Annotated in this window: 17 protein-coding genes; 10 read left to right on the plus strand and 7 right to left on the minus strand. The window is 55.6% G+C overall.

From position 1 onward, the window contains the following. The first annotated feature begins 820 nt into the window (after nucleotides 1–820). The 6 genes from HQL52_10240 (at nucleotide 821) to HQL52_10265 (ending at nucleotide 10,507) form a co-directional block, all read left to right on the plus strand. Nucleotides 821–2,752: a TonB-dependent receptor gene (locus HQL52_10240; GenBank protein ID MBF0369825.1), complete on the plus strand. Its 1,932-nt coding sequence runs from the start codon at nucleotides 821–823 to the stop codon at nucleotides 2,750–2,752. 226 nt (nucleotides 2,753–2,978) lie between these two features. After that, on the plus strand, nucleotides 2,979–5,129 hold the full coding sequence (locus tag HQL52_10245) for a TonB-dependent receptor (protein ID MBF0369826.1): 2,151 nt from the start codon (nucleotides 2,979–2,981) through the stop codon (nucleotides 5,127–5,129). Between the two features lie 63 nt (nucleotides 5,130–5,192). After that, on the plus strand, nucleotides 5,193–5,756 hold the full coding sequence (locus HQL52_10250) for a TonB-dependent receptor (protein ID MBF0369827.1): 564 nt from the start codon (nucleotides 5,193–5,195) through the stop codon (nucleotides 5,754–5,756). Beyond that, nucleotides 5,753–6,322 carry a hypothetical protein gene (locus HQL52_10255; GenBank protein ID MBF0369828.1) on the plus strand — a complete coding sequence of 190 codons (570 nt, stop codon included), beginning with the start codon at nucleotides 5,753–5,755 and terminating at the stop codon, nucleotides 6,320–6,322. Before HQL52_10250 ends, HQL52_10255 begins: the two co-directional genes overlap by 4 nt. Continuing rightward, entirely contained in the window at nucleotides 6,315–9,383 is a 3,069-nt protein-coding gene (locus HQL52_10260; protein MBF0369829.1) for a response regulator, read from the plus strand. Before HQL52_10255 ends, HQL52_10260 begins: the two co-directional genes overlap by 8 nt. Beyond that, nucleotides 9,380–10,507: a response regulator gene (locus HQL52_10265; GenBank protein MBF0369830.1), complete on the plus strand. Its 1,128-nt coding sequence runs from the start codon at nucleotides 9,380–9,382 to the stop codon at nucleotides 10,505–10,507. Before HQL52_10260 ends, HQL52_10265 begins: the two co-directional genes overlap by 4 nt. Nucleotides 10,508–10,814: 307 nt before the next feature. Here the strand turns inward: HQL52_10265 and HQL52_10270 are convergent, their stop codons facing one another. The 7 genes from HQL52_10270 to HQL52_10300 all read right to left on the minus strand — a co-directional run bounded on the left by HQL52_10270 (nucleotide 10,815) and on the right by HQL52_10300 (nucleotide 19,735). After that, complete coding sequence (locus HQL52_10270) at nucleotides 10,815–11,309, minus strand: hypothetical protein (protein ID MBF0369831.1); 495 nt, start codon at nucleotides 11,307–11,309, stop codon at nucleotides 10,815–10,817. Between the two features lie 132 nt (nucleotides 11,310–11,441). Beyond that, the gene (gene nth / locus HQL52_10275) at nucleotides 11,442–12,095 is read right to left on the minus strand and encodes an endonuclease III (GenBank protein MBF0369832.1); all 654 of its coding nucleotides are present in this window, start codon (nucleotides 12,093–12,095) and stop codon (nucleotides 11,442–11,444) included. 100 nt (nucleotides 12,096–12,195) lie between these two features. Further along, the gene (locus HQL52_10280) at nucleotides 12,196–13,416 is read right to left on the minus strand and encodes a 6-phosphofructokinase (GenBank protein ID MBF0369833.1); all 1,221 of its coding nucleotides are present in this window, start codon (nucleotides 13,414–13,416) and stop codon (nucleotides 12,196–12,198) included. A 122-nt stretch (nucleotides 13,417–13,538) separates the two neighbouring features. After that, the gene (locus HQL52_10285) at nucleotides 13,539–16,688 is read right to left on the minus strand and encodes a tetratricopeptide repeat protein (GenBank protein MBF0369834.1); all 3,150 of its coding nucleotides are present in this window, start codon (nucleotides 16,686–16,688) and stop codon (nucleotides 13,539–13,541) included. Nucleotides 16,689–16,895: 207 nt separating this feature from the next. After that, nucleotides 16,896–18,158 (minus strand): amidohydrolase, encoded by a 1,263-nt coding sequence (locus HQL52_10290; GenBank protein MBF0369835.1) that lies wholly within the window; start codon nucleotides 18,156–18,158, stop codon nucleotides 16,896–16,898. Between the two features lie 17 nt (nucleotides 18,159–18,175). Further along, nucleotides 18,176–18,913, minus strand: a complete 738-nt coding sequence (locus HQL52_10295; protein MBF0369836.1) for an MTAP family purine nucleoside phosphorylase — start codon at nucleotides 18,911–18,913, stop codon at nucleotides 18,176–18,178. A gap of 93 nt (nucleotides 18,914–19,006) precedes the next feature. Beyond that, the gene (locus HQL52_10300; protein ID MBF0369837.1) at nucleotides 19,007–19,735 is read right to left on the minus strand and encodes an outer membrane protein assembly factor BamE; all 729 of its coding nucleotides are present in this window, start codon (nucleotides 19,733–19,735) and stop codon (nucleotides 19,007–19,009) included. A 136-nt stretch (nucleotides 19,736–19,871) separates the two neighbouring features. On the opposite strand from HQL52_10300, the gene HQL52_10305 reads away from it, so the two are divergent. The 4 genes from HQL52_10305 to HQL52_10320 all read left to right on the plus strand — a co-directional run bounded on the left by HQL52_10305 (nucleotide 19,872) and on the right by HQL52_10320 (nucleotide 23,399). Then, the gene (locus tag HQL52_10305) at nucleotides 19,872–20,546 is read left to right on the plus strand and encodes a ubiquinol-cytochrome C chaperone family protein (protein ID MBF0369838.1); all 675 of its coding nucleotides are present in this window, start codon (nucleotides 19,872–19,874) and stop codon (nucleotides 20,544–20,546) included. Nucleotides 20,547–20,658: 112 nt separating this feature from the next. Further along, a complete protein-coding gene (locus HQL52_10310) occupies nucleotides 20,659–21,846 on the plus strand; it encodes a phosphoglycerate kinase (GenBank protein MBF0369839.1) in 1,188 nt (395 codons plus the stop codon). A 5-nt stretch (nucleotides 21,847–21,851) separates the two neighbouring features. Then, complete coding sequence (locus tag HQL52_10315; GenBank protein ID MBF0369840.1) at nucleotides 21,852–22,685, plus strand: glycosyltransferase family 2 protein; 834 nt, start codon at nucleotides 21,852–21,854, stop codon at nucleotides 22,683–22,685. Between the two features lie 63 nt (nucleotides 22,686–22,748). After that, complete coding sequence (locus HQL52_10320) at nucleotides 22,749–23,399, plus strand: NUDIX domain-containing protein (protein MBF0369841.1); 651 nt, start codon at nucleotides 22,749–22,751, stop codon at nucleotides 23,397–23,399. The last annotated feature ends 135 nt before the right edge of the window (nucleotides 23,400–23,534 follow it).

Here is a 23,534-nt window from a genome sequence, read left to right on the forward strand (position 1 = left end):
CGGAATGTCTCAGCGGCATAGCTTAGAACCGATGGATTTCCAGGCTTCTTCCGCTGACTTTGACGAGTCCCTGGATGGCCCCTCAACGACACCATTCCCTCTCACAGGCTTACCCCTGTTCCATTTTATACAGCTACCCTATTCTCTTTTGGCAAAAGATGCTGTACGGGTAGGCAGACTATTAATAAAGCCAAATAATGATGCCATAAGAATATTGTTTTGTTGTCGATTCGGGAAAGAAAAGAGCGGGAAAGAGATCCGCAAGCCATCAACATATTCAACCAAATCAAATCGATTGCAATGACCACTGCTTGACCAATATCAGTATGAATGTCGTGTTATGCAAACAATCTTCACTGTTTACTTTTTGTGAAAATTTTATTCAACAATAAACTCGGATGAAAGTCTTTTTCAACAAAAATACCCATCAAAAGCCGCCACAACCAGCTGCCTGCAAAGGTCGAAATGACGATCAAGCAACTATTCTTGCAATATAATCAAAGTATTTCTATCATCCATCCTGCAGACAAAACTAATCAATACTGGTATATACTATTTTTTTTGTAACAAGCAGTGCTGAGTTCGGTTATAATTGTTCTCTTTTGACCTTTGGCCAGTGAGTAGAGCCTCTGAGGGAAGCGTGTCGATCAAACCTGTCCCACTATTTCTATGCCTCTGTTTTTCAATGGTATCAGCTCCTGATTCCATCGCTTGGGCGACTGAAATAAAGACCGATCCCTCATCAGAAAAGAAGCACTCCTTGGCAACGGGGACATTCCATTCGGATCAGCAGGCCCTTGAGGATTTCAATGATCTCCTCATGATCATGGAGCAAACCACTGAGATCGCCACCCGCACCCGGCTGAATGCCGACTTTGTGCCGGGTATGGTCACGGTGTTGAAGGGAGCAAAATTGGAAGCCAGGGGGGTACATACCGTGCGGGAAGCCCTCTCCCTGGTACCGGGCATCATCCCTTCGGTCGATAAGGATATCGTCGTGCGGGGAGTGGCGCGATTTGCCTCCGGCAAGGTCAAGCTGCTCCTCAATGGCGTTCCGGTCAACGAAACCCTCACCGCTCAAGGTTCATTTCTCTACTATCTGCCCGTGGAGATGATCGAACGCATTGAGGTGATTCGAGGGCCCGGGGCGGCTCTCTATGGGGAATATGCCTATACCGGCGTGGTCAATATCATCACTCGCCAGCAAGGCAAACGTCTGTTTGCCCGATACGGCACCTTCGATACCTATGCCGGTGGGGGGCATTATTCCTACGCACCCCCAGAAAAAAATTGGTCCATGAGCCTCAATCTGGCCGGATATGTGACCCATGGCGACAACATCTTGAGCGGCCCGGATATTCTCCACTCAGCCGCTTACAACCCCACCGGGGTGGATAATGCCGCCATCTCCCTGGCACCCGGTTTCACCAACGAGGAAGCCTCCCAGCAGTCAGCCATTTTTTCATGGAACTACAAAGATTTTTCTCTGCTTGCCCAACACGTCAGAAGCGGTCGAGGCATTCCCTATAACGTCACCGTGGCCCTGCCCCCCGCCGATAGCGGGCTGGTGATGGATGAAAAGGAGCAGATGATTGAGGCCCGGTTGGGGTTCGACCTGATGCCAACCCTGGGGGGGGAAATCAAGCTCGGGTGGCAGCAATATATTTTCGATATGGACGACCATACCTATTATCCCCCGGGCTACACCCAGATTCTCACCACCCCCCCCTATGCCATTCCCTTTGCCGACGGCATGAGCGTCAGCGCCTATGGCAAGGAGCAAAAATTTTACGGCGGTCTTACCTTCGACTATACCGGGTTTGATCGTCACCACTGGACCCTTGGGCTTGAGTCCGCCTTCGTGGACTTTACCGACTCCGCCTCTTCGTTCAACGGTGAGGCCTACAGCTGGGACGAAAACTGGTCCACCAGTGAGGTTAACCGGCAAATCATCGGCGTCATGGTACAGGATCAACTGGAGATCACCGATCATCTGACATTGACCGCTGGGCTCAGATACGACCATTACGACGACGTAGGTGAAAGTTTGACGCCACGCGTTGCCCTCACCTGGCGTATTAACGACCACCATATCCTCAAAGCCCAGTATGGTGAGGCGTTTCGCCCCCCCACCTTCATGGAGATGTATTCCGTCTCCCAGCAGATCGGGGATGAAAACATCCAGCCCGAAACCATCCACACCTTTGAGCTGGGCTACATCCATCGCCAACCCGGCTTGGTGGGACGCGTGACCCTGTTTCACTCCAAGCTCAAGGATTTGATCGACCTGGTGGAGAATCAATATCAAAACCGCGAAGATGTGGAGGTGGATGGCATAGAACTGGAGCTGGAAAAGGAGCTGTTCGGGGGGCTTAAATTGGACGGTAACCTCTCTTATGCTACCACCGAAGACAGCGCAACGGGTCAAGAGTTGGAAGGAGCTGCCAACTGGCTGGCCAACGCTGGTCTGGTCTATCAACCCGTCACCGACTATGCCCTCTATCTACAGTATCATTATGTGGGGCGCCGCCACCGGGAAGTGGGGGATGATCGGGATAAATTGGGGGCCTTTGGCACCTTGGATCTCACCGGTCATATCCACAATCTCTGGCACCCCGGTTTGACCTTGCGCCTGGGGGTGAAAAATCTTTTCGATGCCGATGTCACCCATCCAGCCCCGGCAGAGACCTACCCGGAAGATTTTCCCCGGGAGGGCCAGGAATTTTGGCTCGGTCTCACCATGGTGTTTTAATAGGACGATGACCTTCCCCCACAACACGACCTTTTTTCGGATATCCAGTTCTTGGGCGAGGGAGAGGGCTGGGTTGCAAAGGGGTGCTTGGGAAACGGGAATTTGGCTCTTTTTTCTGGGCGTTTTGCTCACCTTGATGGTTCTGTCAGCGCCCCTCCTGGCGGATGAAATCTCAACCGAAGCGGCAACATCTGAACCCTCTGTGGCCGACAGGTTTTCTTCCTGGATGGAACCTTCTGGAAATGTGGATGAAGAAGCCCTCGAACCAGAGGAGTTGGCCGCTTTTGACGATCTTCTGGCGGTGATGGCCGAATCCACTGAAATCGCCACAAAAAACCACCTCAATGCCGATTTTGTCCCCGGGATGGTCACGGTGCTCCATGGGGAAGAGTTGGAAGCTCGGGGAATGCATACCATCGCCGATGCCATGCTTCTGGTTCCCGGGGTCTCTTCCTTCTCATGGACCGATAGTTTGGCGGTGCGAGGATTGGCAGCTTATGGCTCGGGGAAGGTAAAGGTTCTTTTAAACGGGATTTCCATCAACGAAACGCTCTTTGCCCAGGCCAGCCCGATTTTTCTTCTGCCCATTCAACTGGTAGAGCGCATCGAAATGATCCGAGGCCCCGGCTCCGCAATCTACGGCGAGCACGCCTTTTCCGGGGTGCTCAACATTATCATCCGGGATGAGGGCAATCGCCTTTTCGGACGCTACGGCACCTATGACACCTATGCCGGAGGGGGACTCTATACCCTTGATAATCCGGATACCAATTGGTCCATGAGCCTGGCTCTCTCCGGTTGGAAGAGCGATAGCGACGACCAGGAGGTGAGCGCCGACTGGTTGGCACTCTCCACGGAGCAACCTTTTCCGGAAACGAACCAAGCACTTTCCAATGCACCGGGCCCCTTCAACGAACGCTTTGTCTCCCAAGCAGCCCTTTGGCGTTTTAATCACCCGGAAATAACCCTCCTTGCCCACTATGCAAAATCCCAGGCAGGGGAAGCCTCCGGCTTTGAAAATTTTCTCCCCCCCTTAAGCGATACCTTGGTGGAAAAACAGGAATATATGCAGCTTGAGGCCTATCGGGAACAGAAATTGACAGAGGATCTGAGCGCGCAATTTAAAATGGGGTGGATGCAATATGTCTTTGATGTCGGCCCCTTACACCTGTTACCCATCGGCTACCAACTCCCTTTGCCGGACGATCTACCTACCGATGCCTCCCTATATCCCGACGGCATGGTCTATGAGGCGGCCACGGACGATTGGCGGCTGGTTTATCTCGATGGCATGATTGCCAACAGCTATGGCAAAGAAAGAAAATTCTACGGCAATGTGGATTTTACCTGGAAGGGATTGACCGACCACACCCTCTATCTGGGACTCGACTATGCCAAAATCAAGCTGGCAGAGGTTCGCTCCAGCGCCAACTATGATCCCCAGACACTCCTGCCCATCGATCTGACCACCTTTCCCTTCGAAGCGTACTATGGCGAATTTACCAATGGCGCCAACAACTGGCTTGCAGATGGCGCCAAACGGCAGATATGGGGCGTGGCTTTTCAGGATCAGTGGGAAATTACCGAACGCATCGGCCTCACCCTGGGGGGACGCTTTGACCACTACAGCGATGTGGGAGAGAGTTTTACCCCGCGCATTGCCGGGGTCTATCGTCTGAACGACAACCATATTTTAAAGGCCCAATTCAGCCAGGCTTTTCGCCCCCCCAGCTTTTTGGAAATGTATTCCAACAACATCGTGATTCAAGGCAACCGGGAGATCGACCCCGAAACCATCGACACCTGGGAACTGGGCTACATCTTTCGCAATCCAACGACTTTATTAAAAGGAACACTTTTTCACTCCCGGGTGCGGGATCTGATCGCCATCACCCAAATTTCCCAGGGAACTGAAGGCACCAGCCGCTACGAAAACACCACCGATCTTGAGCTGGATGGGGTGGAGCTTGAGCTGGAAAGGCAGCTCACCCCGAGTCTCAAGCTGGACATGAACCTCACCTATCTGGATACCGAGGATCTGAAAAACCAGCAGGAAGCTGCCGGAGCCTCCAACTGGATAGCCAATGCCGCACTTCTCTATCAACCAGATCCTGATCTGTCGCTGGCCCTGCAATATCGTTTTCTGGGACCACGCCACCGGGAAAAAGGGGACACCCGGGATAAGCTCGACAGCCAACACACCATCGACGTCACCGCTTCGTTCCATAACCTCTTAAAGCCGGGCCTCACCTTCAGAATCGGAGTGAATAATCTATTCGATGCGGATATCCTGTCACCTGCCTCAATGGGAACCTATCCGGAAGATATTCCCCAGGCAGGCGTGGAAGGGTGGGCGGTGATCTCCTATGATTTTTAAGCTGGAGCCTGTTTTGATAAGGGGGTTCTCTTCAAAGCCGATGATGGATGGGGAGGCTTGGTGATGGGAGCCTCCGCCCATATTGTCGTGCCCGGCATCCGCTGGTGGAGCCTGCCGGGAATGATGCCGTTTTGGAATGTGCCGGGACTTTGGGCCGCTTCCCTTGCCAACAACCGGGATTTCTCCGACCAGACGAACATCTCAGGGAAAACACGCGCTCTGCCTGAAGCCACCCCCGAAACCGTTACATCCCCCCCTTTTCAAGAGGTGCCTGACAGCAAGACGCTCCCGACAACGCCCGAGGCCGACTTCTGGCTGGCCCAGGGGAAAGCCCATCAAGAGGAGGAGGAAGAGATCAGCCTCGCAGCCCAATACCAGTTTATCGGCCCACGCCATAGAGACCCCTCCGATGACCGGGATAAACTGGGCTCCGACGCCACCCTTGATCTCACCGCGACCATTCACGATCTGGCCTTTAAGGGACTCGCTTTGCGGTTTGGGGTCAAAAACATATTCGACACCACCACCTACGAGCCCGCCCCGATCAACACCTATATCGGGGATTATCCCCGTACCGGTCGGATGTGGTGGCTCTCCCTGATCATGGATGATGGGGAGTGGCCATGAGGAGAGTCTACCTTCGACGCCTCCTTCTTCTGATGCTCCTGCTGGCTGGTCCGGTGGGATTGGCCACAGCCGGTGGGTTTGAGCTGGGAGACCGGGTACAGATCGGGGTTCGGATGTTTCCCAAAATGGTCGGGGGCAACCTGCAAATCAGCACCAAAAAAAATCCTTCCGGCAAGCTGCTGCTCCTGGTCGCCTACGACAAAGATTGGAAAACCGGCCAAAAGGTCGCGGAACATTTAAAAAGCTCCGTAGACAACATCCACAACCTGCCTCTTGAGGTGGCCGTGACCGGAGATCTCGACTTTAAACCCTATGAGGCGGATCATATCGCCGGTATTTTTCTGGCGGACAAGCTATCCAAAGGCAAGCTGGATCGATTGATTGATTTTGGCATTAAACGTCAGATCGTGCTTTTTTCACCCTTTGAAGGGGATGTCGCCCGAGGGGTGACGACGGGCCTCTATGTGGCGACCCGGGTGCGTCCTGCCCTCAACCTCACCACCCTCGTCAACTCCAAAATCCGCTACAACCGCCTCTTTCTAAAGGTTGCCAAAAGCTATGAGTAAACCCGGCAGCCTCTTTCCACGCCGATTGGCGACCCGTATTTTTTTGGCCTTTGGCCTGTTTACCACCCTGGTGATGGGGGGGGTCTACTGGTATTGGCAGGAGGTCGTGGTCCAGCAGATCCGCCAGCAGGAGCAGGCCAAACTGGATCTATTGGCCCCTCTTTTCGGCAAACAGATGACCATTGCCCTGGAGATGGAAAATCTGGAACGTCGGGAATTTTTGGTCCGGGAGCTGACCAGTGAAATCATGCTCTCCCGCAACCCCTCGACCGGGCAAAATCTATTCGATGGGGTGGAAGTAGAGCTGGCCGACGGTGTCAAGATGGTCAAGCGGCTCCCGGGCGCTGATTTTTCCGGCTTTTCAGCCGAAGTGCTGCTGGTGAGCGAAGAGACCCAGATGCCGGTGGGTATTTTGCAGCTCTATTACAGCAATACCTTTTTTGAAAATCTGTTGGAAAATGCACGCAATCAGCTTTTCCTGTGGCTTGGGGGAGTTGCCCTGGCCATGCTGTTTATCTGGATGTTGCTGGGAGTGATGCTCAAGCCCCTTCGGGTTTTGTCCATCGCCTTGAGGGACTGGGATCCGGAAAAGGGCGGGCAAAAACTCCCCCCTCTGCAAAAACGCGCCGGAGAAGAGATCCGTCTGGTTCAGGGGGCGATGGAAGAGCTTCTGGCCGCCCTGGAAAAGGAGCGCAGTCATCTGGAAGAGCGGGTACGGCAGCGGACGCATGCTCTCAAGCAGGCCAAGGAAGAGGCTGAAGCGGCCAGTCGGGCCAAGAGCGAATTTTTAGCCAACATGAGCCATGAAGTGCGCACTCCGATGAACGCCATCATCGGTCTGACTGATCTGGCCATGGGGGTAGAGACCTCCCCCAAGGTGATGGGCTATCTGCGCAAGGTGCACACATCCTCACGCTCTCTGCTCAGGATTATCAACGATATCCTCGATTTTTCCAAAATCGAGGCGGGCAAACTCGATCTGGAATCGGTCGCTTTCATATTGGACGAAGTACAGGACAATTTGGCGGATCTCTTTAAAAAACAGACCGCTGAAAAAAACATCGAATTGATCATTGCCACCCCGCCTGACCTTCCCTGTGCCCTGATTGGTGACCCCTTACGACTTGAGCAGGTGCTGGTCAATCTGGTGGGTAACGCCATCAAGTTTACCGAAACCGGTCAAATTTTGGTCAAAACCTCACTGGTGAAGGAGAGCGAAGAGCGGGTCTGTTTGCAGTTTTCGGTTCAGGACACCGGCTTGGGTATTCCTCCCGGGCAGCTGCCCAAACTTTTTGACTCCTTTGTCCAGGCCGATGGTTCCATGACCCGAAAGTTTGGGGGTACCGGTCTGGGGTTGGCCATCTGCAAACGCATTGTCGCCATGATGGGAGGGCGCATTGAGGTAGAAAGCCACGTGGGGAAAGGAAGCACCTTCTACTTTTCCTCATGGTTTGCCAAGCAGCCTGTATCCCACCGGTGTCTGCCCATCCTTCCGGAAAAACTATCCGGCATGAAGGTGCTGGTGGTGGACGACAACCCCGATGCCCGGGAGATTCTGGCCGAAAACCTGAAAGCGTTCTCTTTTTCTCCGGCACTGGCCGCCGATGGGGCTGATGGGTTGGCAAAAATGCGCCAGGGGAGTAACGGAGAGAACCCCTTTGCCCTTTTGATGGTGGATTGGCGCATGCCCGGGATGGATGGCCTCCAGATGGCCCGGGAAGTGCTGAACCATTTCAGTTTGGCCAAAAATGCCCATGCTCGCCCCAGGGTCATCATGCTCACAGCCTTTGGCAATGAGGAGATTCAAAACGAGGCCCGGGAAGTGGGAGTGGATGCCTTTTTGGTCAAGCCGGTCAGCCGCTCCCTGCTGTTTGACACCATCATGGATCTGTTCGGCATGGAGTCGGCCAAAGATTTCCAGAGACCCCCCAGCCGAGTCGAAGAGTTGGGGGTGGTACAAAAAATAGGTGGCGCAAAAATTCTCCTGGTGGAGGACAACCCCATCAATCAGCAGGTCGCCCGGGAAATTCTTGAAACGGCCCAGCTACAAGTCACGGTCGCCAACGATGGCCAGGAAGCAGTCCAACTGGTGGAACAATCCGATTTCGAAGCGATTTTGATGGATATTCAAATGCCGGTGATGGACGGCTATACCGCGACCCGAATCATTCGCCAAAATCCCCGATTTACCGACCTGCCCATCATTGCCATCACCGCCCACGCCTTGGCAAGCGACCGGGAAAAAAGCCTGGCCATGGGGTTGAACGACCACGTCACCAAACCCATCGATACCCGGCAGCTCTTTTCAGCCCTGCTCAAGGTGGTGGAACATCGAAAACGGGAACTCCCCGTATTGGCCTCTCCGATGGCACCGGAGAAGGGCAAGAGTCAGGATTCCAGCCTACCCGACAACCTGCCGGGAATCGATCAGATGGATGGTTTGGAACGTCTGGGGGGCAATGTCCGTCTGTTCAAGGATCTCTTGATCCGTTTTCGGCAGGATCATGGGGATCTGGGAAAGCAGATCGAATCTGCCATCAAAGATAAAAGCAATTTGGAACTGGCCCGAACCATGGTTCACACCGTCAAGGGCGTGGCCGGTAACATGGGAGCGGTGAGTCTCTTCACAGCGGCCAGGGAGCTGGAAGTAACCATCAAAAACGGTGACAAAAAGAACATTTCTCAAAGTCATCAGGCCTTTGCCGAGCGGTTGCAGGAGTTTTTCGAATCAGTCAATTTTTTGGAAGAGCAGGAGAGACAACGGATCAGTCAGGCAGATGACAAGGGCACCTCAGACCACACCAAAATCATGGATACTGCCAGTCTTCAAGAACAGCTGGAAAGTTTACGCAACCTATTGGAAAATTTTGATATGAGCGCTGAAACCAGCTTTCGCCATTTGTCAGCCCCTCTGAAAGAACTAGGCCAAGGGGCCCGAGTAACACGTATGGAAGATTACATTGGCCGACTGGAATTCCCTAAGGCCTGTGGTGTGGTGATAGAAATCCTGGAAGCACTTGCCACCTCCCGGGATAAGTCGATGGATGGGAGTGAATCATGACCGAGGCCGTTCAATTTGAAAGACTGAAAATCCTGATAGTGGACGACATGCCCGCCAACATTCAGGTTCTCAATAATGTCTTGGGCTCTCGGTTCAAGGTCCACTTTGCCACCAACGGTGCCGATGCCCTGAAACAGGTCAAGAACAACAAACCGGATCTCATCCTCCTCGACATCATCATGCCCGATATGGACGGTTATGCGGTGTGTCGCCTGCTCAAGGAAAACCCTGAAACCCGGGAAATTCCCGTCATCTTTGTGACGGCCCGCAACGAAGTGGGGGATGAAACCCGGGGATTTGAGCTGGGAGCCGTGGACTATATTACCAAACCCATCAGTCCCCCGGTGGTACTCGCCCGGGTGCGGACCCACCTCCGCCTCCATTCAGCCCTCCAAGAATTGGAACGACAAAATACCGAGCTGATTGAGGCCAATCGGCTGCGCAAGGAGGTGGAGCGCATCACCCGCCACGATTTAATCTCCCCCCTTTCCGGAATCATCGGCTATACCGATCAACTTTTGGAAGAAGATAACATCAACGCAGAACAAAAAGATCAACTGGAACGCATCTCTGCCGCGAGCTTTCGCCTACTCGATATGATCAACCAATCCCTGAGCCTCTTTAAAATGGAGCAGGGAACCTATCGTATGGATCCTCAAGAGGTGGAACTCCTGGCAATCGTTCGCAACGTCACAGGAGAGACCAAGGGGTATGCCAGCAGTAAAGAGCTGCAAGTAGAAGTACGGGTGGGGGAAGAGTTGGTCAGGGAAGGGGAAAAAGTATTTGTCCGGGGAGAAGAGCTGCTCTGTTATACAATTTTGGCCAACCTGGTCAAGAATGCCGTAGAAGCTTCACCCATCGGCCAAAAACTGACCATCTCTCTATTGACCGACAAGCCGGAGACCAACGCCATCGCCATTCACAACCAGGGGGTGGTACCTGAGGAAATCCGGGACAGTTTTTTTGAAAAATACGCTACTTCGGGCAAAAAACACGGCACAGGCCTCGGCACCTATTCCGCCCGGTTGATGACCCTGGCCCAGGGGGGAGAGATGACCATGCACACCTCTGAAGAGGATGGCACAACTGTGACCGTAACCCTGCCCAAAGAAGGGCGTGATTGATCCGGTTGCTGGTTATAGCAATTCCAATCAAGAATTGGACATATGCCGTTGCTCTTTTGCTGTCATTCCCGCGAATGCGGGAATCCAGAGTGTCTGGCACGAACCTTTCCAAATCTTGCTTCACTTTCAGCAAAACACCGGCCTTTCTTGAAAATTTGGTTTTTCCTTGAGGCCAATCATCAGCTCCCTGGATCCCCGCCTTCGCGGGGATGACGAGTCAGGGAAGAGTGTCCAATTTTGAAGTAGAACTGCTATATACACCTCCAAAGAAATGATTCAGCTGTCAGCCAACATGGCTGATAGGATATCACACCTGAATATCCAAGGATTCCGCCCTGCTCCCAGGATGACTTCTACGGGCTTTTTCAACCAATTCCCCACTTTGCACATAGCTTAACGCCGTCAGAAGAAAGTGGGTGGTGGCCCGACGCAGTCGTTCACCCCGTTCGGCATTTTCATGGACTACCCGCTCCAAAACGGTCAGAGGAGGGGGGAAGAGCCAATCCAAAAACACCCCTTCCGGTGGATCTGAACCAGAGGGTGCCTCCGTCTCCTCCCCTTTGGGATGACCGTGTGAGGAGGGGGGTTGCCGATTCTCTTCTGGATCGACGCTACTCTCTTTTCCAGGGTTTCCCCCTTTCCGCAGCCAGGCAGGAACCGGTTGGCTGGCTCGAACATGACGGGCTTCCAACTCCTCGCCGTTGGCGGTCAGAATATCCTGTAACACCCCCTGAAACCGCGCCACATCGCTCAAGAGATTGGGAATTTCGAAAAAGGTGGTATTTGCCAATGGATGGATCATGATTCACCTCCTTTTTTTCGCCTCCTCCCTATTTTTCTTATCGGCAGGCGGAAAGAGCAGGATGAAGGGAATCGATGGGGGAACGATCTGAATCAGGGAGGGGAGGAGGGGGAAACCGTCGGTTAGATGCCTCTAACCCACTGCTTTGGGGGGCTTTTCAGACCAGGTACACCACGCATGAATCGAACACCCTTCGCAATCGGGCTTGCGGGCTTTGCAAACATAACGGCCATGAAGGATCAGCCAGTGGTGCGCATGCCGCAAAAAAGCATCCGGCACCACCTTCAGCAAATCCCGCTCCACGGCTACGGGGGTTTTTGATTTGGCAGCAGCCAGACCGGTTCGGCGGGCCACCCGAAAGACATGGGTATCCACCGCCAGAGTGGGTTGGCCAAAAGCGACATTCAAAACCACATTGGCGCTCTTGCGCCCCACACCGGGGAGGGACTCCAACTCTTCACGGCTTTGGGGTACCTCACCCTCAAATCGATCCAACAACATCTGGCTCAAGGCGAGGATATTTTTGGCCTTGTTGTTAAAAAGACCAATCGTGCGGATGTGATTGCGAATCTCATCCACTCCCAGCTTGACCATCTCAGGGGGGGTAGAGGCTTTGGCAAAGAGGGCCGGGGTGGCTTGGTTGACGCTGACATCGGTGGCTTGGGCCGAAAGCACCACTGCCACCAGCAATTGATAGGGCGTGCGATGTTTCAGCTCTGTCTGAGGTTCGGGATCCCGCTCCCGCAAGGTGGTAAAGAGGGCTTCAATCGCTTTTTTTTTGATCATGATACCGTTCAAGCCCTCCCTGGCTCCCTCTTGACGTCAGCTTCCACCTGTCCTTCCTGTTCCCTGTCAGGCTCTCCCGTTCCCTGTCAGACTCTCCTGTTCAGGGTTTTTTATTCAGGATCGGTGCGATCAGGGGGGCTCGCAGCCGCAAGGTGGAGGGCATGCGAGAGCCAAGTAATGGGGATAGGTAGAGCTGGAAAGCATCGGTGATATCGGTGCCGTCAGCAGAGATAAACTCCTTGGGCATGGTTTTGGTCTTGCCTGCTACCGCCTCCAGGGGGGAGAGGCGATATTCCACTGAATAGTGGCCGGTGCGGTGGATGGTGACAGAGCCGTTCACCCCGTGCCAAAGGGCATACTGTGAGGCCTTTTCCCCCACCTCTCGGGCTTCCATCTGGTCCACATCGGACACCACTCCCAAAAAGGAGCGCTGTAGATAGCCGAAGGTATCCCCCCGTACCCGCTTGATGCCGAGCTTGGACTTGATGGCGTTGGTCAAAAGATCGGCCAGAGCCCCGGTGCCGGAAAGCTGGACATTGCCGTGGGCGTCGGTCTCCACCTGGGTTTTGAGTTTGGTCACCAGGGGGGTGCCCGTTTCGTCGTGAATGCCTTCAGAAACCGCGATCACACAGCGGCCCAGGCGATCATGGATGGTTTTGACATTCCCAAGGAACGCATCCATGTCAAAGTTGCGTTCCGGGAGATAGATCAGGTGGGGGCCGTCGTCACGAAATTTCCGTCCCAGAGCCGAAGCAGCGGTCAAAAATCCAGCGTGACGCCCCATCACCACCCCGACATAAACCCCGGGCAGGGCGCGGTTATCCAGATTGACCCCGGCAAAGGCACTGGCCACAAATCGAGCTGCAGAAGGATAGCCCGGGGTGTGATCGTTGACCACCAGATCGTTGTCGATGGTTTTGGGAATATGGATGGCGGTGAGGTCGTATTGCTCCTTTTGGGCAAAGTCGCTGACAATACGCAGGGTGTCGGAAGAGTCGTTGCCACCGATATAAAAAAAATAGCGAATTTGGTGGGCTTTCAAGACCTGGAAAATTTCTGAGCAGTAGGCTGCGTCCGGCTTGTCCCGGGTGGAACCCAACGCCGAACCGGGGGTAGCTGCGACCCGTTCCAGGTTGTGGGTGGTCTCCTGGGTGAGATCCAAAAAGGCCTCATCCACAATCCCCCGCACTCCGTGGAGCGCCCCGTAGACATGCTCCACCTGCTGAAATTTGCGCGCCTCCAACACCGCCCCGACCAAGGATTGGTTGATCACGGCAGTGGGCCCCCCCCCTTGGGCAACCAACACTTTCCCCTGTTTCATGATGCCACGCTCCTTATACCCAATAGTGGTAGTGACCCCTCAAGCATGATCGGGCTGAGTGCCATCCGGCACTCTCAAACAGATCCGACCAAGGCCGCTATCTTAGCCCAATTCCAGACACGCTATGAAGCCACGATGGGAATCACCTTGCGTTTTTTCGGGGGTTTGCCAAACACCTTGTTGATCAGTGCTTCCCCACCATCCGTCTGATAGGCTTCCAAAACCTGATTCAGCACCCCTTGAGCCGTCTCGGGATCCATGCCGAGGGCCTGGGCGATTTCCTGGAAAAGCTGCAACTCCTTTTCGGCCCCGGGATCACCGATTTCCCGATCCAGCTGGTAGCACACCCCTAACAGGTAGAGGGAATCCTCCTGCAGCTCCTTGGCCTTGGCCAGCCGTCCCAATTGATAAAAAGTGGCCGCTTCCCCCTTTTTATCGGCCAACTCACGCTTGATGGCCAGGGATTGCCGAAATCCGTCCAGAGCCCTGTCGTGCTCCTCACTGTTAAGATCCAGAGTGGCCATCTGGTGCAACACCTGCCCCTCCATCTCCTGCTGTCCGGTGGACCGCAGGTGTTCCAGAGACTCCTGGTAGAGGGGGCGCGCGCCTTCCGGGTTGCCCAGACGGAAAACCAACTCCGCCATCCAGGGCAAAAGCCTGGCGAGCCCTTCTTGATCGGTGCTTTCCCGATAGATAACCACTGCTTGCCACAAAAGCTCCCGGGCCTTGGGAAGGTTGCCCTGTTCAAACTCCAGAAAGCCCACTTTTTCGAGAAATGCCGCCCGGGCCTCCCCGTGGTCTGTTTCACCAAGAATTTCCAGCCCCTGCTCCAGCCAATTGACCGCAGCGGGCAGATGTCCCAAACGCTGGTCGATGGTGGCCATCTCCATCAGAGTGCCCACCCCCTCGCTGCCTTCTCCCAGCAGGGTAAACTGGCGTGCGGCTTCCGCCAACCAGGAGATACGGGAAAAACCCCGATCCATGGGCAGATCCTGGACCCATTTTTCCACCAACCAAGCCCAGGCACGCTGATGGACCCCTTTTTTGGTCTCATCCGAAAGTCGGGCAGGGTCACTCAGCCAGAGGCGTAAAAAACCATAAACCGAATAACAGGCAGACTCACCTCGGCCCCCATGGGGATGGATCAACCCCTGCTCCTGCCACTGTTGGATGGTGTCATCAATCTCACCCGCCTCCAAACCGCTCACCACCCGAATTCCCTCCCGGGTCAAGGGCAGACGCACCAGCGCCATGGAGGAGAGGGCTTTGCGGGCCTTGGAGGAGAGGGTTTCATAAATGGGTGAAACAAAGCGATCCAGACAAAAGGCCTCCCGCATGGCCCCTCGCTGCCGGGAATCCGGCTCCTCATCCAGCCGTTTCATCGCCTCGTTGATACCCTGATACATCTCCTCAAGGGGGGCGCTCTTCAGGGCTTCACGAATTTGGGACAGATAGCGGGGGGTGACCCCGGCAAAGCGGATGATCAACTCCGAAAGACCCAGGGAACGGTGGGCATCCAGAATCGAGGCTACCCGACGATCCCGGCGCAGAGTATGGAGAAAACAGGCCTCCGGCAGGGAGTTGATCTCGGCATGAACAAATCCCTCGGGCAGTTGGTCGGGATCATCGGGGGAAAAATGGCTGGTGACAATCAGCCGGGATTTGCCCTTCAGGTGAGTCAGCATGTGGAAAAAAAAGCGACCCATCAGGGGATCCTTGAATCCTCCCCCACCTGGAATGAGATCGCCATCCAGATTATCCAGCACCAACACGGTCGCGATCCGCTCGTTCATCATGCGCACCAACAGCCCCAAACGGTCACCAATGCCGATCCCGGGATGGTGGAGCAAAAACCGCTGCTCGTCCGCCAGTTTCAATTCCTTCAGGATCGGATCAAACGCTTCCAAAACCCGGGAAGGGGTGATGGGATTACCGGGAGAGGCCGCGACCGCGACCGGCAGCAGACCCTCCTTTTCCAGCTGATGGCAAAGATGGGCTGCCAGGGCGCTTTTGCCCACCCCCCCCAGACCGGTCAAAATCACCCCTTTGGTCGCCCCGGAACACAGGCCCGGTAAAAATTGCTGAATCTCACGGCGGCGGCCCAGAAAATCCCCCACATATCCCCCATCCATACCGGGGAGGGGAATCACCTCCAAGCGTTCAGGCTCCGGGGTGACCCGGGGAGCGTTGGCGGCAGCATTAAAAATGTGCGCCTGATCCGATGCGGCATAGATCGCAGGCAAGCTCCACTCCGGGGCTGACGGGGGCGGCTGGGTCGCCTCTCCCCCCTGACGGCTCTCAAAAAGGGCCTGATCCAGGCTCTCTCCACCGGCCAAGGCCCGATAAAAAAGCCGCACCGATTCCGGAATCCGGGAGAGGGCCAATGGCCAACCCAGGGCCAGAGGCACACCAGCGGCCACCAACCCCTGACAGAGGGCACCCACTCCGGCGACAGGGGGCGGATGGTTGTCATTCTGTCCGGAAACCACGACACACTGTACGCCAGAAGAGGCAAACAGCGACTGAGCCATCTCATCCGCCGTGAGCACTTCCGCCATCCCCTGGTCATCCTCAAAAGCAAAGTGACCGCTCTCCTTGCGGATCAGGGCCGGACCTGCCAGATGAACCACGTGGGGCTGAAAACGGCTCAGGGCTGATTTCAGTTCGGCCACGCTCCCCATGGGAATACCCTCAAAAGCGATAGGCTCGGAAAGGGTGCTGAAAGCCGAAAGCAGAGCCCCTTGTTCCCGTTCCAGATCCCCGACGGGCTGATCTTTGGGCGAAGCGGCCAAAAAAAGCACCCGCAAGGGGGCCGGAGCCAGGGTGGGGCAGCAGTGGGCCAGGCCGTGACCGGATTTGGGCTGACGGCGCACGCTGAAAGCAGAGTCAAGTCCCAGGGGTTGCCCTTCCGGGGGCCGCATGATTTCCCACGGCAGGTTCAGGATTTCCGGCGCTTCGGAGGCGATGGTCAAAAAGAGTGGGGTACCGGCAGGAAATTTTTCGGCCAAGCTCGACCACTCAGGCGCCAGCCAGAGGTGAAAAAGCTCCGTGCCAGCGCTAAAGAGGGTGTTGGTCACCATCTCTTCGGGGGCGACTTTTTTAAACAGCAGACGATAGCCATCCACCACATCGTGAACCTGACGGTAGGCAGCCTTGGCAATGGCCCGCTCCGGGGAAGGCTCACCACCATTGAAGCTGGTGGAAACCTGGTAAGGCGTGGCCTCATCGTCGGTGCGACGGATGGAAAGGGTCAAAACAGGTTGGATGGACATATTATAAACGTGAGCCCCTGAAAAAAGAGATAACGCGTTATTTAAACGGATCGTTCCGCCAGGCACAACGCCCGAAAGTGGGGTGATTCTGTCTGCTCACCCCATCCACCGTCCCAAATGGGCCGTTGGATCATGAGCCGTTGGATCAATGGTCCTCTGGATCAATGGATGCCAATACACTTTTATTCAGCTGTGCCGACAGGTGGATCAATCACTGTCACAAAGCCTTTTCGCCCGCTCGGAAGCTTCCCGAAGGATCTCCTCTTCCCCTGGAATCTGCCGATCTTGCATCAAAATTTGCCCATTTACCACCACCGTGTCTACCACATGGCCGGTGGCGGCATAGACCAGATTGGAAATAAAATCGTGTTCCGGAGTGAGTTCCACCACCCCTCTGCGTAAAAGCAAAAAATCAGCCTTTTCCCCAACAGCGATTTGCCCCGACTGCCCCAACATCGGCGCTTTGGCACCTGTCGCCACTCCCCACGCCTCCCGAGCCGGAAGCAAAGTGGGATCCTGGGCAGCATGTTTTTGGATCAGGGCGAATGTCTTGAGTTCCTGAAAAAGATCAAGGCTGTTGTTGGAAGCCGCACTGTCGGTGCCCAGGGCCATGGCAATCCCCCGTTGGGCGGCCCGGGCATAGGGAAACACCCCCCCCACGGTCAGCTTCATGTTGGAGACCGGATTGGTGATGAGCAGAGCCCCTCGCCGGGCGATCAGATCCAACTCGGCGTCATCCAAAAAAACCCCATGAGCCAGCTGGGTGCGTTCGTTGAGAAGCCCCAGCCGATCCAGATAGTGGGCTGGGCGAATACCTTGTTTTTTCAGACAATCTGCCACCTCACCGGCTGTTTCGGAGAGGTGAATATGGATGGGGGTTTGCCGCTCTTCGGAAAATTGTGCCACCCACCGCAAGCTCTCCTCGCTGTTGGTATAGATCGCGTGGGGGGTGATGGTATGGCGGATTCGATCTGAAAAATCCCGGGCCTGATCATGGCTTTCCAGCGCCTTCCGCCGGCAATCCTCAGCTTGTTTGAGCCCCGCCACATCGATCATGGGGGTGCCCACCCCGGCGCGCAACCCGGCATCCTCCACCGCCCGGGCTGCGGGCAAAAACTGCCAAAACATATCCTGAAACTGCACCGTCCCCGAACGGATCATCTCCAGACACGCCAAGCGGCTGCCCCAATAGACATCCTCATCGGTGAGCTTGGCCTCAGCGGGCCAAATCCTGGTTTGGAGCCACTCCATCAGAGGCATATCATCCCCATAGCCCCGAAAGAGGGACATGCCGGCATGGGTGTGGCCATTGACCAGCCCGGGAACCACAGCCATTCCCCGACCATCGATCACAACCGCCCGGGATAATGGTGAGAGATCCGGACTGAGTGCGGATATCCGCCCTTCCTGGATCTGTAAATCCACCAGGCCTTGATCCGGCAGCCAGACATTTTGGATGTGGAGAGTCATGGGGTTGTGGAATTATCTTAAAGAGGAGGGGTTGGGTTGGCTGGCATCAGCTGATGGAGCAGGGCGTTCACACAGCGAAGCAGTTTTTCCTGATTGTGCTGCACCTGCCCCTTGAAAGCCGCGTAGGAGAGCGCCTCCTCTGCCAGACCGTTGGCCAGATTATCCACCATACAGATGGCGGCGTAGGGAATACCCAACTCTCCGGCCAGGATGCACTCGGAAGCAATGGTCATCCCCACCAGATGGGCGTGGCTGGCCAAAAAACGAATTTCAGCCGGGGTTTCAAAACGGGGGCCTGTGGTCTGCCAATAGACCCCCCCATCCAGAGGCGCTGCCAGATCGGTTTGCTGCCAGGCTGCCAAAATGTCTCTCCGCCAAGCCCCATCAAAAGCGGGTGGGCGGTGGCTGCGGGCATCGTCGAAAAAGCTGAGATTGACCTGTAGAGCCAGAATATCGTCTGGAACCACCAAGGTGCCGGGTAGAATATCGGTGTGCAGACTCCCCACTGAGCCCACCCCGATGATCCGGGTCACACCCGCCTGCTTCAATGCCTGAAAGTGGGCCAAGTGGTTGACCCGGTGGGCAGGGGTGTAGGGATGGGTGCCGTGACGCTGCAAAAAGCAGAGCCCATCCCCAAGACTCAGGGTCACCGTACCGTGGGGGGTCTCCTCCCAGTGGACCCGAGCTTGCTGGAACCAGTTGGCGTCCAGAAGACCGGTGCCACCGATAAGGGCGATTTTTTCAGGCTGGGGCATGGGTAGAGATCGGCTAATACCGGCTCAAAGGGTCAACCATTAGAGGGATCGACGACCAAACAAAAAATCGATGACCAAAAAGGGCGGCTTAGGCTAGAAGGGCCACCAGGCTTTAGAATCGCCCTCTGGCTCTGACGGGCTCTCCTCACCGGTATTGCCGCGCTGGGCGGTGGTGGGATCGCTATCCCAAACATCCTGCCACCAGCCATCCTCGTCGGAGCCGAATTTGGTGGAAGGAGGTGTGGATTTTTCCACCGTGGCAGGGGTGTCCCGAATCAACAGCAGGCGTTTCCAGAGAGGCCGCCGCTTGGAGATGTGGTGGCTGGACTTGGCACTCGCATCCTTCATCGGGGTAGGCACTTCCCAGTTGGCCGTATATTCCGGACGGGGAAAGGCGGGAATGGCCGAGTCGTTTTCCCAATCCAAAAACCACGCCCACCAGGAGGTGCCAGGGCGGTTGTCCGCACCGGGAACGGTTTCGGGATCGAGAATATCTTCACCAAAATTGCGGTGGATGGTTTTGACAATCCCCCAATTGTCAAAGGTGATTTCCACGCGGTTGGCTACCCGGGAAAAAGTGCGCTGAATATTTTTATATTGTCGGTCGTGGATATAAATCCAACGCTCTTTTTTAAATACGTTGACGATGGTGGGGGAGCCCAGCAACTCTTGTACCTGGAGTTGGGTGGTGAGCCCCGGCTGAATTTCAGCCACCGCCTTTGGATCGATAATCACCCCTTTTTCGTGCATCACTGCCTGGCAGGCAGCAAGGGAGAACGTTAGAATGAGCATCAATAACCAACGGGGCAGAGCAATTTTCATGGGTTCTCCGTCACAACGCGGCCAAAAGGACGCCTATTCGAGGGGTCATCATGCAACCGACCACTCCCATGGCGTCGATACGATAAACAAATAATCCACCAATGATAGCCCCCATCAAGCCTGGAGCAAAGCCTACATGTCGTGGTTTCGGAAACTTCGTCAGGAAAAAAATCAAAAAAAAGCCCTTCACACCCAGGCCATGGCCCTCCACGATCAGCTGGTGGAGCAGGCTTTGAGCTTAAGCGCCGAGGATGGATTGGCCGTGGAGGACAGCTTCGATCTACGTTTTGATCTGGTGGTACTCTTTGTTTCAGCGGCTCTTTTTCGCCTGAAAGGGCAGGGGGGGAATCCCCGGGATATCCAAGCGAGAGCGGCTTTCAAAGATCAAAATGATACCGGTGAGATAATAACCGAAAAAAATGAAGTCGCAAAAAAGGCAGGCTCCCATGACAACAAAAATGAAAATGCCGATAGCCTGAAAGGGGAGACTCCCCCCAAAGAACAGCCGGATCAGAGCCTCTCCCAGGCCCTTTGGGAGATCACCTTCGAAGGTTTTGAGATGAGCTTGCGCCAACGGGGGGTCAATGATGTCCGCATCGGAGCCCGCATGCGTCAGATTTTTCAGGATGCCACAGGACGGCGCAACATCTACCTTTCAGCCTGGGAAAACGGGGACCAGGATGCCCTGCGCCGAGCCATCCGCCGCAATGTCCTCAACACCCGCCCCCTGGAAGATCCCGGCATCGACCGGATTCTTGCCGCCCTGGATCACCTGGCGGGTGAATTCCCCCCTGATAATCCATCGACTTGATGCGCAACCCGGTTGAACAGCTTGCAATCCTGTCTTCCGGCATCAATGATAAATGTCAGTAAAGAATCACATCTCACCCATCGACAGCTTAAGTCAGCAGGAGAGCCATTCCATGAACAAACGTCTTCTTCGGGACGCCGATCTCAACGGTAAACGGGTCTTCATCCGAGTGGACTTTAATGTTCCCCTGGACCCAAACGGCAACGTCCGGGAGGAGACCCGCATCCGCCGTGCCCTGCCATCGATCCGCATGGCTCTGGAAAAGGGGGGGCGGGTGGTGTTGGCCTCTCATCTGGGCCGCCCCAAAGGCAAAGTGGTGCCGGGATTATCCCTTAAGCCGGTCGCCGAACGCCTCTCCCAGCTCTTAGGTCAACCGGTGGCATTGGCTCCGGATTGCGTCGGGAGTGAGGTGGAAGCCCTGGTCAACGATCTCAACCCCGGGCAAGTGCTGCTCCTGGAAAACGTCCGCTATCACGGGGGGGAGACCAAAAATGACCCGGTGCTGGCTGAAGGGTTTTCGAAACTTGCCGATGTGGTGGTCAACGACGCCTTCGGCACCGCTCACCGGGCGCACTCTTCCAATGTCGGGGTGACCCGGTTTGCCGGTCCGGCACTGGCTGGGGTGTTGATGGCCGATGAGATCGCCTATTTCAACCGCGCCATCCGCAATCCCAACCGCCCGGTGGTCTCCATCCTGGGGGGGGCCAAGGTCTCTACCAAGATCGGCGTGATCGAAGCGCTCCTGGATCGCGTCGATAAAATTCTCATCGGTGGGGCCATGGCTTTTACCTTTTTCAAAGCCCGGGGGATTTCGGTGGGGGCCTCTCTGGTGGAGCCGGAAATGCTGGATATCGCCGCCCGGGCCGAAGCCGCTGCCAAACAAAAAGGGGTGGAGCTGCTCTTGCCGGTGGATGCCGTCGCTGCGGCCAAGCTGGAAGCCAATGCCGAAACCCGCACCGTGGCCATCGAAGCCATTCCCGATGGCTGGATGGGCCTCGATATCGGCCCCAAAACCCTGGAAACATTCAATCAGGCCCTGGAGGGGGTGCAAACCATCGTCTGGAACGGCCCCATGGGGGTGTTTGAAACCCCTCCCTTCAATCACGGCACGGTGGAACTGGCCAAAACCGTCGCAGCCAGCCCAGCGGTCTCGGTGGTGGGAGGCGGGGATACCGATGCTGCAGTGCGAGAAGCCGGGGTAGCGGATCAGATCTCCTATATTTCCACCGGCGGCGGGGCCTTCCTGGAGCTTCTGGAAGGGAAGGAACTCCCAGGTATCGCCGCGCTGGCCGACGCCTGATTCCGATGGCGGCTTGGGGACTATCCGGGGTGGTGATTGGGCGGGATGAAGAGCATCACCTGCCCCGAACCTTCCCCTTTCTCAAGCGCCTGGTGGATGAAATCATCTATGTGGATACCGGCTCCAGGGATCGCAGTGTCGAACTGGCCCGGGCGCTGGGGTGTCGGGTGTTGCATCAGCCCTGGAAAGATGATTTTTCCGCTCCGAAAAATTTAGCCATCGACCAGGCCCAATATCCCTGGATCCTCAATGTGGACTGTGACGAAATGGTTCAGATCACGGAAACCACCCGTGCCAATCTCCAACACCACTGCCAAAATCCCCAGGCGTATGGCTTCGCCATTCAGATCGATTCGGTGATGGCCGATGGCAAAAGTGTGGCCAGCCAGGCGGTACGGCTGTTTCGCAACGATCCGCGCATTCGTTTTGAAAATCCGATCCATGAGAGTGTGGCAGGCGCCCTCTACCGCCACTGGCCCCGCCATCCCCCCCGCTCCCTGGATCTCCATCTGAAACATTTTGGCTACCAAGGTGAGCTGAATCGGGAAAAAATAAAAAGAAATATCGCCATCTTGAGGAAATGGCATGAACGGGAGCCGGACAATCTGTTTGGTTGCTACAAACTCGGCACCAACCTCCTGCACAGCGGCTTCAACCGGGAGGGCATTTTTTTCCTGCAACGCGCCTTTGATCTGGCTGACCAAGCCCCTGATAAGGGCAGCTATCCTTTCCTGGAAAAGCTGATCACTATTTTGTACCAAGGATTGACCGCCCAGGGGGAAGGGGAGAAGGCTGCCCAGGTATTGAAGAGCGTCCGCCAGTGGGGTAGCAGTGATTGAAAAGCGTTCCGATCTGGTGCCACGCAGCCCGGCTGAGATGGTCATCGAGATGAAAGGTGTGGGATGAATTCTGAAAAGCTGCACGCAACCGACCCGAACGGCCACTATATCAAAACCGAAGAGCGTGGGATTTTGCTTCGGGAAATGCAGGATCACGCCAAAAAACACGGGGATGCCCATCTGGCGGTACCGGTGGTGCATATCATTCTTACCACCAGTGATGGTTTGGTGCGTCTGGTGCAGCGGGGAGATAAACCGGAAAACCCTTTCATGTGGGATAAGGCGGTAGGGGGCCACGTGGTCACCGACGACACCTCCCTCTCCCGACAGGCCTTCGACGACAACGCCAAAAAGGAGATCGCCGAAGAGATCGGCATCACCCAGATCACCATCGCCGAGGATGCCCTCCATTATCAGCGGCTGCGCCATTCCGGTGGTTTTGACTTTCAGCGGGAAGCCCTGCTCCGCCTGATCGATTATGATCCCTGGCAGGGGGCGGTGGCCCGGGTACGGGGGGGAGAACCCTGGCTCAAACGCTCCAACACCATGACCTATGCTGGAATTTTCGACGGGCCGTTCCGATTTATGGATGGCGAGGCCATCGCTGAACGCACGATGGCCAAGGGGGAGCTGCTGATGGAGATTCGCCAAACCCCCTGGAAATATGCCGATGGGGCGCGGGTGTTCATGGAACGCTATTTTCACCTGATTTAGGTGAGAAATCATTCCCTTGCAAAATCCCATGCCCCTGGTCAAGTCTGGAAGACAACTTTGCAAGGCTTCTTGGTAGGATACCCGACTTCGGCAAACAAAATGCACTTCCTCGGGCGCCAGGCAGGAGTCCTCCAT

This window comes from Magnetococcales bacterium, from assembly GCA_015232395.1.
In the GTDB taxonomy this organism is placed as follows: Bacteria; Pseudomonadota; Magnetococcia; order Magnetococcales; family JADFZT01; genus JADFZT01.

Coding starts and splice junctions, on each gene's coding strand:
- HQL52_10290 (MBF0369835.1), bottom strand. CDS start 18,158: ATGACTCTCCACATCCAAAATGTCTGGCTGCCGGATCAAGGCCTGGTG.
- HQL52_10310 (MBF0369839.1), top strand. CDS start 20,659: ATGAACAAACGTCTTCTTCGGGACGCCGATCTCAACGGTAAACGGGTC.
- HQL52_10295 (MBF0369836.1), bottom strand. CDS start 18,913: ATGCCCCAGCCTGAAAAAATCGCCCTTATCGGTGGCACCGGTCTTCTG.
- HQL52_10240 (MBF0369825.1), top strand. CDS start 821: ATGATCATGGAGCAAACCACTGAGATCGCCACCCGCACCCGGCTGAAT.
- HQL52_10320 (MBF0369841.1), top strand. CDS start 22,749: ATGAATTCTGAAAAGCTGCACGCAACCGACCCGAACGGCCACTATATC.
- HQL52_10285 (MBF0369834.1), bottom strand. CDS start 16,688: ATGTCCATCCAACCTGTTTTGACCCTTTCCATCCGTCGCACCGACGAT.
- HQL52_10280 (MBF0369833.1), bottom strand. CDS start 13,416: ATGAAACAGGGGAAAGTGTTGGTTGCCCAAGGGGGGGGGCCCACTGCC.
- nth (MBF0369832.1), bottom strand. CDS start 12,095: ATGATCAAAAAAAAAGCGATTGAAGCCCTCTTTACCACCTTGCGGGAG.
- HQL52_10305 (MBF0369838.1), top strand. CDS start 19,872: ATGTCGTGGTTTCGGAAACTTCGTCAGGAAAAAAATCAAAAAAAAGCC.
- HQL52_10260 (MBF0369829.1), top strand. CDS start 6,315: ATGAGTAAACCCGGCAGCCTCTTTCCACGCCGATTGGCGACCCGTATT.
- HQL52_10250 (MBF0369827.1), top strand. CDS start 5,193: ATGGGAGCCTCCGCCCATATTGTCGTGCCCGGCATCCGCTGGTGGAGC.
- HQL52_10255 (MBF0369828.1), top strand. CDS start 5,753: ATGAGGAGAGTCTACCTTCGACGCCTCCTTCTTCTGATGCTCCTGCTG.
- HQL52_10270 (MBF0369831.1), bottom strand. CDS start 11,309: ATGATCCATCCATTGGCAAATACCACCTTTTTCGAAATTCCCAATCTC.
- HQL52_10300 (MBF0369837.1), bottom strand. CDS start 19,735: ATGAAAATTGCTCTGCCCCGTTGGTTATTGATGCTCATTCTAACGTTC.
- HQL52_10245 (MBF0369826.1), top strand. CDS start 2,979: ATGGAACCTTCTGGAAATGTGGATGAAGAAGCCCTCGAACCAGAGGAG.
- HQL52_10315 (MBF0369840.1), top strand. CDS start 21,852: ATGGCGGCTTGGGGACTATCCGGGGTGGTGATTGGGCGGGATGAAGAG.
- HQL52_10265 (MBF0369830.1), top strand. CDS start 9,380: ATGACCGAGGCCGTTCAATTTGAAAGACTGAAAATCCTGATAGTGGAC.